This window comes from Streptomyces sp. Isolate_45 (assembly GCF_024721315.2).
Taxonomy (GTDB): Bacteria; Actinomycetota; Actinomycetes; order Streptomycetales; family Streptomycetaceae; genus Streptomyces.
In genome coordinates this window covers 1-14,505 of record NZ_JANFAK020000187.1, presented here as the reverse complement: position 1 = coordinate 14,505, position 14,505 = coordinate 1, and the positions used below count along the sequence as shown (strand labels likewise).

Below are 14,505 nucleotides of genomic sequence, written 5' to 3'. Positions count from 1 at the left end.
CCCCCCCCCCCCCCCCCCCCCCCCCCCCCCCCCCCCCCCCCCCCCCCCCCCCCCCCCCCCCCCCCCCCCCCCGCGCCGGTTACGACCGACCGGCGTGGTTTCCGGCGCGCGGATGGTGACACGCGCTTACGGTGGACGGGAGTGGGCGGCACGTGAAGTGCTCGTCGCCCCTCGGGGGCCGCCGGCTCCCGAGACGTCTCCCCAGCCAAGGACCTGCGATGACCGAATCCGCATCAGGGGGCACCCTCAAGGCCCCGTCAGACCGAGGCCGCACCACCATCGCCGACGGGGTGGTCGAGAAGATCGCCGGACTGGCCGCCCGCGAGGTGATCGGCGTCCACGCCATGGGCAACGGCGGTGGCCTCTCCCGTACCCTCGGCGCCGTCCGCGACCGGGTCCCCGGCGGGACTCGGACTTCGGTCAGTCGAGGCGTCAAGGCCGAGGTCGGCGAGGTACAGACCGCACTCGACCTGGAGATCGTCGTCGAGTACGGCGTCTCCATCCGCGACGTGGCCCGGGCGGTCCGTGAGAACGTCGTCTCGGCGGTCGAGCGGATGACCGGACTGGAGGTCGTCGAGGTCAACATCGCGGTCAGCGACGTCAAGCTGCCCGACGAGGAAGACGAAGAACCGGAATCCCGGCTCCAGTAACCGAAAGGAGCCACACACATGAGCATGGCGGTCGCCGGCCTGCTGGCCGGCATGGCACTGGGGTTCGCCGGGTACTTCGGCGGCTTCGGGGCCTTCCTCCTGGTGGCGGCGCTCGGCGCCGTCGGCTTCGTCGTCGGCCGGTTCCTCGACGGGGACCTGGACCCGGGCGACCTGTTCCGCCCGCGCTCCCGGCCCCGCGGCCGCGATGACCGGCCCCTGTGAGCGGCCCGGTGAACACGCCGCAGCCGTCCCCGGCGCAGCCCACGCCACCATCCGCTCCCACATCGCCGCGGGCCGGCGAGCCCCGCTCCGGGGCGAGGGCCCTACCGCCCCGGGTGCCGGCGGCGGACCGCGGAGCCACCCGCATCGCCGACCGGGTCGTCGCCAAGATCGCGGCCCAGGCCGCGCGCGAGGCGCTCGCGGACGGAGCGCCCGCGCCCGGCGCGGTCCCGCACGCGACGGTCACCGTGCACCACGACATCGCACGGGTACGGGTCAGCCTGGAACTGGGCTACCCGTCGGACCTCGCCGCCCAGTGCGCGGCCGTCCGCCGCCAGGTCGCCCACCGGATCGAGGAGTACGCCGCGATGTCGGTCCCCGAGGTGGACGTCGAGATCGAGCGCCTGCACTCCACCCACACCCGCCCGGCCTCCCCGGGCCGGGACCGGGGGTTGCTGTGAGCGCTTCCCGTCGCATCCGGTCCACCCGGCGGATCCCGGCGGCGCTCACCGCGCTGGCCGTCATCGGGGTGGCCGGGCTGTTCCTCTACGACCTCGTCCAGGTACGCGCCCACCGCCCCGGCATGCGGTGGCGCCCGGAACTCGCCCGATGGCTGGAAATCCACACCCCGGCCGACACGGAGGTGCTGGTCGGCGGCGGGATCCTGGCGGCGGTCGGGGCCCTGCTGCTCGTCCTCGCGGTGGCCCCGGGGCTGCGCGGACTGCTGGTGATGCGGACGTCGGACACCGACACCGGACGCGCCGAGGTCGACGCCGACACCGACACCGACGGCGATACGGGCGCCCGGAGCGCCCTGCGGGCCGGACTCGGCCGGAAGGCGGCCGCGATGGTGCTCCGGGACCGGGCGATGGAAGTCGCCGGGGTCCGGTCGGTCCGGGTGAAGGTGGGCCGTTCCCGCGTCGGGGTCCGGGCCACCTCGCACTTCCGCGAACTGGACGACGTACGGGCCGATCTGGACGAGGTGCTCGCCGTCGGCATCGAGGAACTGGGACTCGCGCGGCCGCCGCGGCCGCGGGTCCGGGTCAGGAGGTGAGCGCGGTGCTCGGGAAGGTGAACCGGACGCTGCTGGCGTCGATCGGTCTCGTGCTGCTGGCGGCCGGGGTCACGCTGCTGACGGCGTCCAGGCCGTTCGGCGGCCGGTACGCCCCGTTGCTCACGGCGCGGAGCAGACACCGCTACTGGCACGCGGACGACTGGCGGTGGTGGGCCGTGGTCGCCGTCCTGGGGCTGTGCGTCCTGCTGGCGCTGTGGTGGCTGCTGGCACAACTGCGGCGCCCCCGCCTCGCGGCCCTGGAGGTGGACACCGGGGACGGGGGCTTCGCCCTGCTGCGGGGCCGCGCGCTGGAGTCGGCGGTGGCCGCCGAGGCGGAGGCCCTGGACGGGGTCGCGCGGTGCCGGGTCGCCCTGCGCGGCCGGCGGGACGCCCCGGGCCTGCGGATCGCGCTGGAACTGGAGCCGCACGCCGTCCCGGCCGATGCGCTGGCCGCGCTGCGGGGACCGGTCCTCACCCACGCCCGGGCGTCGGCGGGCCTGCCCGAACTCCCCGCGGAGGCCCGCCTCCGGGTGTCCTCGCACCACGCGCAGCGGGTTACGTAACCGGCCGGCGGGGGCGGCCGCGCCGCGGGGCGGGGCCGCCCGGGTCGGGGTTCGTCCGGGGCGGGGTCAGAAACCGTGCCGGGAGCCGCCGTCGACCGGGACCATCACGCCGGTCAGGTAGGACGCGGCCGGCGAGAGCAGGAACGCCGCCGTGCGGCCGAACTCCTCCGGGGTGCCGTACCGCCCCAGCGGGATGCGGGACTCGTTGTTCGCCCGCGCGGCCTCCGCGTCGCCCGACAGGGCGTCCAGCTCGCGCACCCGGTCCGTGTCGATCCGCGCCGGCAGCAGACCGACGACGCGGATCCCGCGCGGGCCCAGGTCCACCGACAGCGACTTGGCGAAGCCGGCCAGGCCCGGCCGCAGGCCGTTGGAGATGGTCAGGCCGGGAATCGGCTCGTGCACCGAGCCCGACAGCACGAAGCCGATGACCCCGCCCTCGCCCAGCTCTGCCGCGGCCGCCCGCGCCAGCCGCACCGCGCCCAGGAACACCGACTCGAAGGCCGCCGCCCACTGCTCGTCGGTGTTGTCCGCCGAGAGGCCCGGGGCCGGGCCGCCCACGCTGATGAGGATGCCGTCCAACCGGCCGAACCGTTCCTTCGCGGTGGCCACCAGTTCCGCGGCCACCGCCGGGTCGGCGTTGTCCGCCACGACGCCCACCGCGTTCGGGCCGAGCGCGTCGGCGGCGTCCGCCGCCCGCTTCGCGTCGCGGCCCGTCACCACGACCTTCGCCCCGTCGGCGGTCAGCTCCCTCGCGGAGGCGAAGCCGAGGCCGCGGGTGGCTCCGGTGACGACGTAGACACGGTCCTTCAGTCCAAGATCCATGCGGGCCACGCTACGCCGAAGCGGGCTCCGGGGACACGGCCTTCGTCGCCCCGGCGGCCTCGGCCTCCTCCCGGTCGCGCCGCTCCCGCCGGACCAGGACCATCCAGCCGACCGGCACGGCCGCCGCGAACAGCCACCACTGGACGGCGTACGCCATGTGCGCGCCGATCGAGTCGTGGTCGGGCTCGCCCACCGGCTCCGGGCTCCCGTCGGCGGGCGCCGGGGCGGTGAGTTCCAGGTACCCGCCGAGGACGGGCCGGCCCAGGGACGCGGCCTGCCGCTCACTGTTGATCAGCATCACCTGGCGGTCGGGCAGCCCCTTGCGCTCCTTGATGCCGCTGCCGCCGCTCGTCTCGTCGGCCTTCAGCCTGCCGGTGACCGTGACCTCGCCCGAGGGCGCGGCCGGCACGGGCGGGTAGGCACGGGCGTCGCCGCCGCCCGCCACCCAGCCCCGGTTGACCAGCACGACCCGGCCGTCGGCCAGCACCAGCGGGGTCACGACGTGGAAGCCGACCTTGTCGTCGTTCGAGGTCCGCATCCGCACCACCACCTCGTGGGCGGGGTCGTAGGTACCGGTGGCGGTGACGGCACGCCAGAAGTCGGACCGCGGAACGGTGTGACCCGGCGAGGTGAGCCCGGTCATCGGCACGGGCTTCCCGTACAGGTTCCGCGCTATCAGCTCGTTCTGGGCGACCCGGTGCTCGTGGCGGTGGAACTGCCAGAAGCCCAGCTTGATCATCGCGGGGATGAGGGCGAGGGCGACGAGGGTGAGGCACACCCACTGCCGGGTCAGTACAAAGCGGTACACGTCCACGACGGTACCCCCAGCGGCGACGACCCCGGCGGCCGGGTGGCCTTCCGGGGTCGGGAGGAGGACGGGGGCGGGTGGGTCGGGCGTGCTCGCCGCCGGGCGGCTCCGGGGGTCACCCCATGGCGCCGGCGGCGCTGCCCACCCTGTCGATGATCCCCGCCTTGCCCTCGGCGCGGGCGCAGTGCGCTCCGCAGTACCAGTGCCCGTCCGCCTCGACGCCCTGGCCGATGATCTGCACCCGGCAGTGCTCGCAGATGGGTGCCATCCGGTGGATCGCGCAGGAGAACGAGTCGAAGACGTGCCGCGCACCGTCCTGGGTCTCCACGTAGAACGCCAGGTCGTAGTCATTTCCGCATACTTCGCAACGTGCCATGGCGGCATCGTGGAGGCTCGGACCGCCCCGGCGGGCGGACGTACTCGTGTCGTCGGGGAACTTCTACCCGGCTGGCGTAGCAGCCCGGGAACGGCCGGCGCGGGCGCCCGGCCGGGCGCTCAGTCGGCCGGGGCGACGTCCCGCAGGAGCTGGGTGAAGGCGGCCTCGTCCACGACGGGAGTGCCGAACGACCGGGCCTTGACCGTCTTCGAGGTCGCCGAGTCGGGGTCGTTCGTCACGAGCATGCTGGTGAGCCGCGACACGCTCGTCGCGATGTGCAGGCCCGCCTCCACCGCCCGGTCCTCCAGCAGCTCCCGGTCCACCGAGGTGTCACCGGAGAAGGCGATGCGCATGCCCTGCTTCAGCGGCTTGCCGTCCTCGAACCGCCCCGGGTTCGGGTGCGGGCACGGCGGCCGCTTGCGCGAGGCGCGCCAGCTGCCCCCGCCGTACGAGGCCTGGTGGCCGACCCGGGGAGTGGCGGGGGAGTCCGACCACTCCGTCAGCGGACGGCACTCCAGCAGCGGCAGCCGTACGCCGTCCCGCGCGGCCGCGTGCAGGGACGGGCGGAAGGCCTCGGCGAGCACGCGCGCGTCGTCCAGCGCGTGGTGGGCGCGTTGCTGCACCACTCCGAAGTGCGCGGCGAGCGACTCCAGCTTGTGGTTGGGCAGCGGCAGGTTCAGTTCCTTCGACAGGGCGATGGTGCACAGCCGCTGACGGACCGGCGCGGTCGCCGCGGCCCGCGCGTACTCCCGGGCGATCATCTGCCAGTCGAAGATGGCGTTGTGCGCGACCAGCACCCGGCCGTCGAGCCGGCCGGCGAACTCCTCGGCGATGTCCTCGAAGAGCGGCGCGTCCTGGAGCATGTCGCTCGTCAGGCCGTGGATCCAGACCGGGCCCGGATCCCGGCGCGGGTTGACGAGGGAGTACCAGTGGTCCTCCACGTTGCCCTGCGCGTCGAGCCGGTAGACGGCCGCGGACACTATCCGGTCGTCGCGAGCGAGCCCGGTGGTCTCCACGTCGACGACCGCGTACCCCTGTGGGTACGCGGTCGGCCAGGTCGTCTCTGCGGTCGTACGGTCGGCGAGCATGGTCACAGAGGATATCGGGCCCGACCGACAGTCGTGGCCCGATGCCCTTCAGCCCAGCTCCGCCACGAGGTCGCCGGCGCTCACCCGGTCGAAGGAACCCGGCACTTCGGCCGGCCCCGGGAACAGCCGGTACGAGGTGCCCGAGGCCCCGGCCGGCGCCACGCCCGCGTGCGTCATCGCCAGGAACACCCGGCGGCCCATGGCCATTTCGGCGGCGGCCCCGTCGGAGTCCGGACGCGGCAGCCGTGCCTCCGGGACCTCCAGGGAGCAGATCCGGGCGGCGAACGCGGCCGGTTCCTCGGCGGGCCGCGCCCGGTACAGCCACACCTCGTCGATGAGGCCGGGCAGCGGTGCCCGGCGTACGACGGCCACCTCGCGGGTCCGGGCCGCGGCCCGCCACACCGCCAGGTCCCACAGCGTCGTACGGGTGCCGGAGCCGAAGTGCTCGCGGACGTCGCGGGCCACCTGTCCCAGCCGGTCGCCCTGGGAGGCGACGCTCTGGAAGCCGCCCGACGGCGGCAGGTGGACGTCCGCCCACAGCGCGCGCCGGTCGGCCAGGTCCACCACCATCGGCATGCAGACCCGCGACTCGCCGGCCAGGTCGAAGCGCTGCCGGACGGTGCGCGGGTCGTACGAGGAGCCGCGCGGGCCGTCCGCGGGCAGGGTCATGAACCCGGCGAAGGCGTCCGGCAGCGCGTCGAAGGCCACGTTGTTGAAGCTGAACACCATCGGCACCGCGAAGACGTCCCCCTGCCGCGCGAGGGCGGTCAGGTCCAGGTCGACGTACTCGGTGGCGCCGTCCGGGGCGGGGGCGGAGGTGAGGTCGCCCGAGTGCACGGCCGCCCGGTCCCCGTGCCGCAGCTTCGTGTAGTCGCACCGGCCGGTGTACTTCCAGTCGGCGTCGAAGAAGGCCACGGACAGGTCCAGGTCGGTCCGTTCGCCCGCCGGCTCCGTCCAGTGCAGGAACAGCCGCAGCACCTCGCCCTCCGGCAGGACCTGCGTACTGCCCCGCGGCACCGCGACCAGGGCCCTGGCCGCCGTCCGCTCGGCGAAGGGCACCATCAGGTCGGCCAGGGCCGAGTCGAGGACGGCCAGGTCGTACGGCTCCCCGTCGACGGCGGCGAACCTGCGCAGCACCTCACCCTCCAGCCGGGACACGACCGCCGCGACGAGCGGGCCGGGCAGCGGCGGCCGTTCCTCGACCACCGACACGGCGGAGGCCACGCTCCCGGCCGGGAAGAACACCCGCCGGGTCCCGGTGCGGTCCTCGGCGCGCACCCGCAGGGCGCCGAGCGCCGACAGCAGGGGGCCCGCGCCGACGGCGGGCAGGCCGTGGTCGAGGGCCTCCTCCAGCTCGGGCAGGAGTTCCCCGCCCGGGTGGAGGCGCAGCAGGTGGTCGAGGCGGCGCAGCAGTTCACCGGGGCGCTGCCCGGCGAGCGCCGCCGCGGCTGCCGCGTCCCCCTCGCCGAGGGCCTGTTCCAGCCGGCCCGCCCAGGTGGCTGGCCGTATGCGGTCCCCGTCCACGCGGACGGCGTCCGGGTGCGCGGCGGCCGTCTCCAGCAGGGCGGCGCCGAAGGGGGTGAGGGGCGACACGGTGGTGGAGCGCAGCACGGCGAAGGCGAGCGCGGCCCGCGGATGCCGGGCGGGCTTCTCGAACGGGTGCAGGCTCTCGCCGGCCCGCTTCCAGCCGGTCGGGTGCCGCAGCACGTCCTCGACCAGGTACCGCGGGGGCAACGCGTCGAGGACGCCGAGGAGTTCCCGGCGCAGGCGCCGGTCCACGCTCGCGAAGCGGGGGAGCGGCCGCAGCCCGGGGTCGCCGCCGGCGAGCACGGCGAGCAGCCGCAGCACGTCGGTGGCGGTGGTCAGCCGGCGAAGGAGCGGCGCCCGGTCCTCGGTGCGGACCAGCATCACGCCCAGGACCAGCGCCTTGGTCTCCCGTACGGGGATGTCCTCGGGGAGCCAACCCGGGTCGGCCGGGACGGCGGGCAGCAGGGCGATGAGGTCATCGCGGTCCTGGGGCGCGAGCGGGGTCCGTCGGGTGAGCAGCGCCGCCACCACGGAGGCCGCGTCGGCGGCCGGGTCGGCGCCGAGTCGGAGCAGGCGCAGCGGGCCTGCGGGCGGCTTGGGGGCCTTGCGGTCCTCCGGGCGGCCGACGCGCAGGAAGGGGTCGGCGGGGTCGACGCGCCGGTGGCAGACCGGGCAGCCGGTGAGGTCGGAGCCGTCCCAGCAGGCGCGGCAGACGAGGTGGGCGCACGGGTCGACGGCGTGGACCGTGCCGGCCTCGCCGCACAGCACGCACGGCTGCTCGGGTTCCTGGGCCAGCAGGGCGAAGACGCGGCGGACGTACCAGCGTTCGGTGTCGTGCGGGACGGAGAAGGGGAAGCGGCGGAAGAGCGGCTTGTGCACGCGGTCGGCGCCCATCAGCCCGTCCACCAGCGCGAGCAGCCGCAGGCGTTCCTCGGCGAGGTCGGTGGGCGCGAGCGCGGACAGCACCGCGTGGAGTTCCGGGCCGAGCACGTGGCCGCGTTCCAGGAGTTCGCCCTCCAGGGGCCGCACCCCTTCACGGCCGGGCGGGGCGGCGGCCCGCGGGCGGTCGACGTGGACGCTCCCGAGCCGGCGCAGCAGGACGGACTCGACGGCAGACACAGTTCTGGTTCCCCTCCGCGAACGACAAAGCGGGGGCGGAGAGTGGGCGCGCGGGATCTTTTCGATAAAGGTGTGAGAAGGATGCACGCCGCGGAGCCGCCCCCGCGGCGTCGATCCCATCACGGGCCCGCGGGCGGCGGCAAACCGATTATCCGGCAGGCCGTCGCCGGTCGGGCGGAGACCGGTCGGCGCCCGGTCGCAGCAGAGCCTCGGTCAGGGCACGTACGGACAGCAGGAACAGCCGCTCCGGGTCGGCCGGGCGGGCCAGGGCGCGGGCGAGCGCCGGGTCGTCGGGCGCGGTCGCCGGGTCCCACAGCTCGCCCTCGGCCGGCGACTGGGCGGGGGAGCGTTCGCGGTTCCGCTCGACGAGCAGGAACCCGACGATCTGGAACTGGATGGCGCGTACGGCGTCGGCGGCCCGCGCGCCGCGCAGTCCGGCGGCGTGCACCTCGTGGACCAGGGCCTGTTGGGCGGGCAGGAACATCCGGTCGGTGAGGCCGCGTTCGTGGACCATCGCGACCAGGTGCGGGCGGGTGCGCAGTTCGCGGCGCAGGATCCCGGCCACCGACAGGATGCGGGCGGCGGGCGTGGTCCCGGTCGGGGTGATGGCTCCCACCTCGCGCACCGTCCGCTCCACGAGCGCGTCGAGGAGGGACTCCCGGTTGCCGACGTGCCAGTAGATGGAGGTCACCGCCGTGCCCAGGGCGGCGGCGAGCCCGCGCATGGTGAGGGCCGCCGGGCCGTCCCGCATGACCAGGGACGCGGCGGCCGCCAGCACCTCCTCACGGGTCAGCGCGTTCCTCGTCATCGGTCGGCCGTCCTGTCTGTCGAGTCGTCAGTTCTTGTCCGTGCAGGGGTCTTTACCCTTCACGGACGGCAGTGTAACTGTGTTACAGAACCGACCGAAGGGTGGTGCGAAACATGGCACGCGTACGGTACGGAGCGCGCACCGAGGCCGAGATCGCGGCGTCGCGCGAGAAGAGTTCCAAGCTCCCCGACATCTGGTCCACCGGGGTGGTCGCCGTCTGGGAGAGCGACCCCGACGTGGTCGCGGCGGTCCTGCCCCCGCCGCTCAAGCCCGCCGCGCGGCCCCTCGTACGGGCCAACATCAGCAAGGTCGACCTGCCCGGCTACCCCCTCGGAGCCGGCTCGGTCGCCGTCGCCGCCGAACACGGCGGGGTCGAGGGCTGGTACCCGCTGGTCATGCCGATGACCCACGAGCGCGCCCTGATCGGCGGCCGCGAGGTGTTCGGCGAGCCCAAGAAGCTGGGCGAGGTCACCGTCGAGCGCGACGGGCTCGTCGTGCGGGCCGTCCTCGCCCGGCACGGGATCGCCTTCGTGGAGGTCCGCGGGGCCGTGGACCGGGCGCTGCCGCTGCCCGAACCCACGCGGAAGACCGACTTCTACTTCAAGTTCCTTCCCGCGGTCGACGGTTCGGGCTTCGACTCCGACCCGGTCCTCGTCCACTGCACGCGCAACGAGAAGGTCCGCAAACTGGAGCACATCACCGGGGACGTCGTCCTGCGCGAGTCCATGTTCGACCCCGTGGCCGACCTCGTCGTCCGCCGCATCGTGGAGATCACCATCGGCGAGAAGACCACCGACCAGAAGGGTCGGGTCGTCGAGCGGGTCAGCGCCCAGGCCCTCCTCCCGTACATCCACCAGCGCTACGACGACCCCCTGCAGATCCTCGACGGACCCCCCGAAGGGACGGTGTGAGATGCGGCTCGAACCGGGACAGGTGGCCGTCGTCACCGGTGCCGCGAGCGGCATCGGCCTCGCGATGGCCCGCCGCTTCGCCGCCGAGGGGCTGAAGGTGGTCCTCGCCGACGTCGAGGAGGGAGCCCTGCGCAAGGCCGCCGAGGAACTCGCCTCCGAAGGGGCCGAGGTGCTCGCCCGGCTCGTCGACGTCAGCGACCGCGACTCCGTGACCGCCCTCGCCGACGCCGCCTACGAGACCTTCGGCGCCGTCCACGTCCTCTGCAACAACGCGGGCGTCGGCTCCGGGGCGGAGGGCCGGATGTGGGAGCACGAGCCCAACGACTGGAAGTGGGCCTTCTCCGTCAACGTCTGGGGAGTCTTCCACGGCATCCAGGCCTTCGTCCCCCGCATGATCGAGGGCGGCGCCCCCGGGCACGTCGTCAACACCTCGTCCGGCGACGGCGGCATCGCCCCGCTCCCCACCGCCTCCGTCTACGCCGTCACCAAGGCGGCCGTCGTCACGATGACCGAGTCGCTGTACGCCCACCTCAAGGCGGAGGGCGCGGCCGTCGGCGCCTCCGTCCTCTTCCCCGGACCGCACATGCTGCGTACCGGCCTGTGGGAGTCGCACCGCAACCGGCCCGACCACTACGCGAAGGAGCGGCCGCGCAAGTCCCCGTACCGCACCCTCGACCAGTACGAGGCGGCGATGAGGGAGGCCGGGCACGAGGTGCGCTTCACGCCGGTCGAGGAGGTCGCCGGGCACGTCGTCGACGGCATCCGCGCCGACCGTTTCTGGATGCTCCCGGCCGGCGAGCACAGCGACCGTCAGATCCGCGCCCGGTCGCGGTCGATGCTCGACCGCGCCAACCCCGCCTACCTGGAAAGCTTCATCCTCGACTGAGGGGCCCGCCGTGCCTGACACGCATGAGAACGACCCGGCCGCAGCGCGGTCCGGCGACGGGTTCGAGGACCCGTACCTGATCATCTCCTCCGACTGCCACGCGGGGCTGCCCACCGAGCGGTACCGCCCGTACCTCGACCCCCGCTTCCACCGCGCGTTCGACGAGTTCCTCGGACAGCGCGACGCCCGCCGCGAGGAGGCCACCCGGCTCGGCGTCCGCAACGAGGCTTTCGCCGAGAAGTGGTTCCACGACCACGAGGAGGGCCTGCGCGGAGGCTGGGACACCGGACAGCGGCTGAAGGAACTCGACGGCGACGGCGTGGCCGGCGAGGTCGTCTTCCCCGACGCGGACGCCGTCGACAGCCAGACCGCGGCCCCCTTCGGGGTGGGCCTGGGCCTCTCCGGCGACCAGGACCCCGAACTGGGCATGGCCGGCGCGCAGGCGCACAACCGCTGGCTGGCCGAGTTCGTCTCGCAGCATCCCGAACGCCATTGCGGCGTCGCCCTGCTCCCCATCACCGCCGAGCCGGAACGGGTCGTCGCCGAGATCCACCGGGCCAAGGAGTCCGGGCTGGGCGCGCTGATGATCCCCGCCATGTGGGTGGACAAGGCGCCGTACCACGACCGCCGCTACGACCCCGTCTGGGCGGCCGCGGCCGAGACACGGATGCCGATCGTCACCCACTCCGGCTCCTCGCCCCGCCACGAGTACGGCGACCACCTGGGCATCTTCGTCTCCGAGGTCACCTGGTGGCCCGCCCGCCCGCTGTGGTTCCTGCTCTGGTCCGGGGTCTTCGAACGGCACCCCGGCCTGAGGTTCGGCGTCGCCGAGTCGGGCTGCTGGTGGCTGCCCAACCAGCTCTGGTTCATGGACCGCCTCTACCTCGGCGCGCACGGCGGCAAGAAGCTGTCCCCCTTCGAGGAGCTGAAGCGCCCGCCGAGCGAGTACCTGGACCGTCAGGTCTTCGTCTGCGCGACCAACACCAAGCGCCGCGAACTGGCCCAGCGGTACGAGATCGGCGTGGACAACATCCTCTGGGGCTCCGACTTCCCGCACCCCGAGGGGACCTGGCCCGACACCCGCAACTGGCTGCGGAACACCTTCCACGACATCCCGGTCGCCGAGACCCGCCGGATGCTGGGGCTGGCGGCGGCCGAGGTCTTCGGCTTCGACACCGACGCGCTCGCCCCGATCGCCCGCCGCATCGGCCCCACCCCGGCCGAGCTCGGCCAGTCCTCCGACCAGGCGTCGGTCGAGGCCTCCTGGGCCCGCTCCCGCGAGACGGGCCGGCACTGGCTGACCGGCGGCGACTTCCCCGTACTGGGGGTGGACCGGTGAACCCCGCCGAGGACCGGTACACCGTCATATCGGCCGACTGCCACGCGGGCGCCGACCTGCTGGACTACCGGCCGTACCTGGCCAAGCGCCATCACGAGGCCTTCGACGCCTGGGCGGCCACGTACGTCAACCCGTACGAGGACCTCCTCGCCGACACCGCCGACCTGAACTGGAACTCGGCCCGGCGCCTGGCGGAGCTCGAAGCGGACGGGATCGTCGCCGAGGTCCTGTTCCCGAACACGATCCCGCCGTTCTTCCCCAAGGCCTCCTTGATGGCCCAGCCACCCACGCGCGACGAGTACGAGCTGCGCTGGGCCGGCCTCCAGGCCCACAACCGCTGGCTGGCGGACTTCTGCGCCGACGCGCCGGGTCGGCGGGCGGGAGTCGTCCAGATCCTCCTCAACGACGTGGACGCGGCGGTCGCGGAGATCCGCCGCACCAGGACGGCCGGCCTGACCGGCGGCATCCTCCTGCCGGGCGTCCCGCCCGGTTCGCCCGTCCCCGAGCTGTACTCCTCGGCGTACGACCCGCTCTGGGCCGTGTGCGCCGAACTGGACGTCCCGGTCAACCACCACGGCGGGTCGGCCTCGCCCCCGCTGGGCGACGAACCGGCGGCCCGCGCCGTGTTCATGGTCGAGACCACCTGGTTCTCGCACCGCGCGCTGTGGCACCTGATCTTCGGCGGTGCCTTCCGGCGCCACCCGGGGCTCAAGCTGGTCCTGACCGAGCAGGGCTCCGGCTGGATCCCGGGCGTGCTGGAGATGCTGGACTACTACCACGGCCGCCTGGTCGCGGCCTCGTCCACCGCCGAGGCCAAGTTCGGCGCGGGGCTGGCCGATTCCATGGGCCGGGGCCCGAGCGAGGTCTGGCGCGACAACTGCTTCGTCGGGGCGAGCTTCATGCGCCCCCACGAGGTCCCGCTGCGGGACCGGATCGGCCTCGACAAGATCATGTGGGGCAGCGACTTCCCCCACGACGAGGGCACCACGCCCTTCTCCCGCGAAGGCCTGCGCATCGCCTACGCGGGCCTGCCCCGCGAGGAGGTCGCCGCCATGGTGGGCGGCAACGCCGCCCGCGTCTACGGCTTCGACCTCCCCTTCCTGGACGCCCTGGCGGCCGAGCACGGCCCCCTCGTCCGGGAGATCGCCGAACCCCTGACGCGGATCCCCGCCGGCGCCACCAGCCCGGCCTTCGCCCGCGGCGCCTCGGTCCGCGTCTGGTGACCCGACCCCGCCGGGGCGGGTCCCGGGCGCCCACCGCGCACCTTCCGCGCGCCGTGAGCGCCCGGGGCGGCCGCCCCGGCGGGGGTCGATCAGGGTGCCGGAGGGCGCTCCGGGTACCTGCGGTAACACCGTCGGATACCGATCGGTAACAACCCCTAGCGGCGCCCCCGGAGGCGCCTCTATGGTGCGGGCATGCCGAACCTGCCCGATGTCGTGCTGTGGTCCATACCTGCCTTCGTGCTGCTCACCGTCATCGAGGTGGTGAGCTATCGCCTCCATCCCGACGAGGACGCGACCGGGTACGACACCAAGGACGCCGTCACGAGCGTCACGATGGGGCTCGGCAGCATCGGCTTCGACCTGCTGTGGAAGATCCCGGTCGTGGCGGTCTTCACCGCGGTCTACGAACTCACTCCGCTGCGGGTGCCGTTCCTGTGGTGGACGGCGCTGCTCATGCTGCTCGTCCAGGACTTCCTCTACTACTGGCAGCACCGGCTCCACCACGTCATCCGCATCCTGTGGGCCTGCCACGTGGTCCACCACAGCAGCCGCCGGTTCAACCTCACCACCGCCCTGCGCCAGCCCTGGACCAGCGCCACCACCTGGTGGTTCTACCTCCCGATGGTCGCCCTCGGCGTGCACCCCGCCGCGATCCCGTTCTGCTACGGGATCAACCTCCTCTACCAGTTCTGGGTCCACACCGAGCGCATCGGGAAGCTGCCCCGCGCCTACGAGTACGTCTTCAACACCCCGTCCCACCACCGCGTCCACCACGCCTCCCAGGGCGGCTACCTGGACCGGAACTTCGGCGGGATCCTGATCGTCTGGGACCGGATGTTCGGCTCATGGGTGGGGGAGACGGAGCGCCCCGTCTACGGCCTCACCAAGAACATCGGCACCCACAACCCGCTGCGCGTGGCCACCCACGAGTACGCCGCCATCGCCCGCGACGTACGGGCCGCCGACACCTGGCGCGAACGCGCCGGACGCGTCTTCGCGGGCCCCGGCTGGCAGCCCGCCCGACCGGCCCGGGCCAGATCGGAAGAGCGTCGTGTTGGGTAAGAGTGTTCCAGCAAGTGTAGATCTCGGGGGTCCGCGGATCATTAAAAAAG

16 protein-coding genes are annotated in these 14,505 nt (G+C 73.8%); 10 read left to right on the top strand and 6 right to left on the bottom strand.

The annotated features are described in order from the left end of the window. The first annotated feature begins 218 nt into the window (after positions 1-218). The 5 genes from NOD94_RS35395 (at position 219) to amaP (ending at position 2,486) form a co-directional block, all read left to right on the top strand. Positions 219-650: an Asp23/Gls24 family envelope stress response protein gene (locus NOD94_RS35395; RefSeq protein WP_281210327.1), complete on the top strand. Its 432-nt coding sequence runs from the start codon at positions 219-221 to the stop codon at positions 648-650. Between the two features lie 18 nt (positions 651-668). Next, positions 669-872 (top strand): hypothetical protein, encoded by a 204-nt coding sequence (locus NOD94_RS35390; RefSeq protein WP_281210326.1) that lies wholly within the window; start codon positions 669-671, stop codon positions 870-872. 113 nt (positions 873-985) lie between these two features. Next, the gene (locus NOD94_RS35385) at positions 986-1,330 is read left to right on the top strand and encodes a hypothetical protein (RefSeq protein ID WP_281210325.1); all 345 of its coding nucleotides are present in this window, start codon (positions 986-988) and stop codon (positions 1,328-1,330) included. Further along, a complete protein-coding gene (locus tag NOD94_RS35380) occupies positions 1,327-1,923 on the top strand; it encodes a DUF6286 domain-containing protein (protein WP_281210324.1) in 597 nt (198 codons plus the stop codon). Before NOD94_RS35385 ends, NOD94_RS35380 begins: the two co-directional genes overlap by 4 nt. Continuing rightward, entirely contained in the window at positions 1,920-2,486 is a 567-nt protein-coding gene (amaP, locus tag NOD94_RS35375) for an alkaline shock response membrane anchor protein AmaP (protein ID WP_281210323.1), read from the top strand. Before NOD94_RS35380 ends, amaP begins: the two co-directional genes overlap by 4 nt. A 66-nt stretch (positions 2,487-2,552) precedes the next feature. Here amaP and NOD94_RS35370 read toward each other — a convergent pair whose 3' ends face one another. From NOD94_RS35370 to NOD94_RS35345, 6 genes are all read right to left on the bottom strand, one after another. Continuing rightward, entirely contained in the window at positions 2,553-3,308 is a 756-nt protein-coding gene (locus NOD94_RS35370) for an SDR family oxidoreductase (protein ID WP_281210322.1), read from the bottom strand. Between the two features lie 10 nt (positions 3,309-3,318). After that, positions 3,319-4,116 carry an SURF1 family protein gene (locus NOD94_RS35365; RefSeq protein WP_281210321.1) on the bottom strand — a complete coding sequence of 266 codons (798 nt, stop codon included), beginning with the start codon at positions 4,114-4,116 and terminating at the stop codon, positions 3,319-3,321. Between the two features lie 115 nt (positions 4,117-4,231). Next, positions 4,232-4,492, bottom strand: coding sequence for a hypothetical protein (locus NOD94_RS35360; protein WP_281210320.1), 261 nt, complete (start codon positions 4,490-4,492; stop codon positions 4,232-4,234). Between the two features lie 119 nt (positions 4,493-4,611). Beyond that, entirely contained in the window at positions 4,612-5,580 is a 969-nt protein-coding gene (locus NOD94_RS35355) for a DEDDh family exonuclease (RefSeq protein WP_281210319.1), read from the bottom strand. Positions 5,581-5,628: 48 nt separating this feature from the next. Then, entirely contained in the window at positions 5,629-8,226 is a 2,598-nt protein-coding gene (locus NOD94_RS35350; protein WP_281210318.1) for an MXAN_6230/SCO0854 family RING domain-containing protein, read from the bottom strand. A gap of 148 nt (positions 8,227-8,374) precedes the next feature. Next, positions 8,375-9,034 carry a TetR/AcrR family transcriptional regulator gene (locus NOD94_RS35345; RefSeq protein WP_281210317.1) on the bottom strand — a complete coding sequence of 220 codons (660 nt, stop codon included), beginning with the start codon at positions 9,032-9,034 and terminating at the stop codon, positions 8,375-8,377. A gap of 113 nt (positions 9,035-9,147) precedes the next feature. Between NOD94_RS35345 and NOD94_RS35340 the strand changes: the two genes are divergently transcribed. The 5 genes from NOD94_RS35340 to NOD94_RS35320 all read left to right on the top strand — a co-directional run bounded on the left by NOD94_RS35340 (position 9,148) and on the right by NOD94_RS35320 (position 14,455). Beyond that, a complete protein-coding gene (locus NOD94_RS35340) occupies positions 9,148-9,945 on the top strand; it encodes an acetoacetate decarboxylase family protein (RefSeq protein WP_281210316.1) in 798 nt (265 codons plus the stop codon). A 1-nt stretch (position 9,946) separates the two neighbouring features. Continuing rightward, positions 9,947-10,831 carry an SDR family NAD(P)-dependent oxidoreductase gene (locus NOD94_RS35335; protein WP_281210315.1) on the top strand — a complete coding sequence of 295 codons (885 nt, stop codon included), beginning with the start codon at positions 9,947-9,949 and terminating at the stop codon, positions 10,829-10,831. Positions 10,832-10,841: 10 nt separating this feature from the next. Then, entirely contained in the window at positions 10,842-12,170 is a 1,329-nt protein-coding gene (locus NOD94_RS35330) for an amidohydrolase family protein (protein WP_281210314.1), read from the top strand. Continuing rightward, a complete protein-coding gene (locus NOD94_RS35325; RefSeq protein WP_281210313.1) occupies positions 12,167-13,393 on the top strand; it encodes an amidohydrolase family protein in 1,227 nt (408 codons plus the stop codon). The genes NOD94_RS35330 and NOD94_RS35325 overlap by 4 nt, the downstream gene beginning before the upstream one ends. A gap of 192 nt (positions 13,394-13,585) precedes the next feature. Beyond that, positions 13,586-14,455 carry a sterol desaturase family protein gene (locus NOD94_RS35320; RefSeq protein ID WP_281210312.1) on the top strand — a complete coding sequence of 290 codons (870 nt, stop codon included), beginning with the start codon at positions 13,586-13,588 and terminating at the stop codon, positions 14,453-14,455. The last annotated feature ends 50 nt before the right edge of the window (positions 14,456-14,505 follow it).

Excerpts from the sequence above, each read along its gene's own strand:
- NOD94_RS35395 (WP_281210327.1), top strand. The coding sequence starts at position 219 with ATGACCGAATCCGCATCAGGGGGCACCCTCAAGGCCCCGTCAGACCGA.
- NOD94_RS35390 (WP_281210326.1), top strand. The coding sequence starts at position 669 with ATGAGCATGGCGGTCGCCGGCCTGCTGGCCGGCATGGCACTGGGGTTC.
- NOD94_RS35370 (WP_281210322.1), bottom strand. The coding sequence starts at position 3,308 with ATGGATCTTGGACTGAAGGACCGTGTCTACGTCGTCACCGGAGCCACC.
- NOD94_RS35360 (WP_281210320.1), bottom strand. The coding sequence starts at position 4,492 with ATGGCACGTTGCGAAGTATGCGGAAATGACTACGACCTGGCGTTCTAC.
- NOD94_RS35355 (WP_281210319.1), bottom strand. The coding sequence starts at position 5,580 with ATGCTCGCCGACCGTACGACCGCAGAGACGACCTGGCCGACCGCGTAC.
- NOD94_RS35345 (WP_281210317.1), bottom strand. The coding sequence starts at position 9,034 with ATGACGAGGAACGCGCTGACCCGTGAGGAGGTGCTGGCGGCCGCCGCG.
- NOD94_RS35340 (WP_281210316.1), top strand. The coding sequence starts at position 9,148 with ATGGCACGCGTACGGTACGGAGCGCGCACCGAGGCCGAGATCGCGGCG.
- NOD94_RS35335 (WP_281210315.1), top strand. The coding sequence starts at position 9,947 with ATGCGGCTCGAACCGGGACAGGTGGCCGTCGTCACCGGTGCCGCGAGC.
- NOD94_RS35320 (WP_281210312.1), top strand. The coding sequence starts at position 13,586 with ATGCCGAACCTGCCCGATGTCGTGCTGTGGTCCATACCTGCCTTCGTG.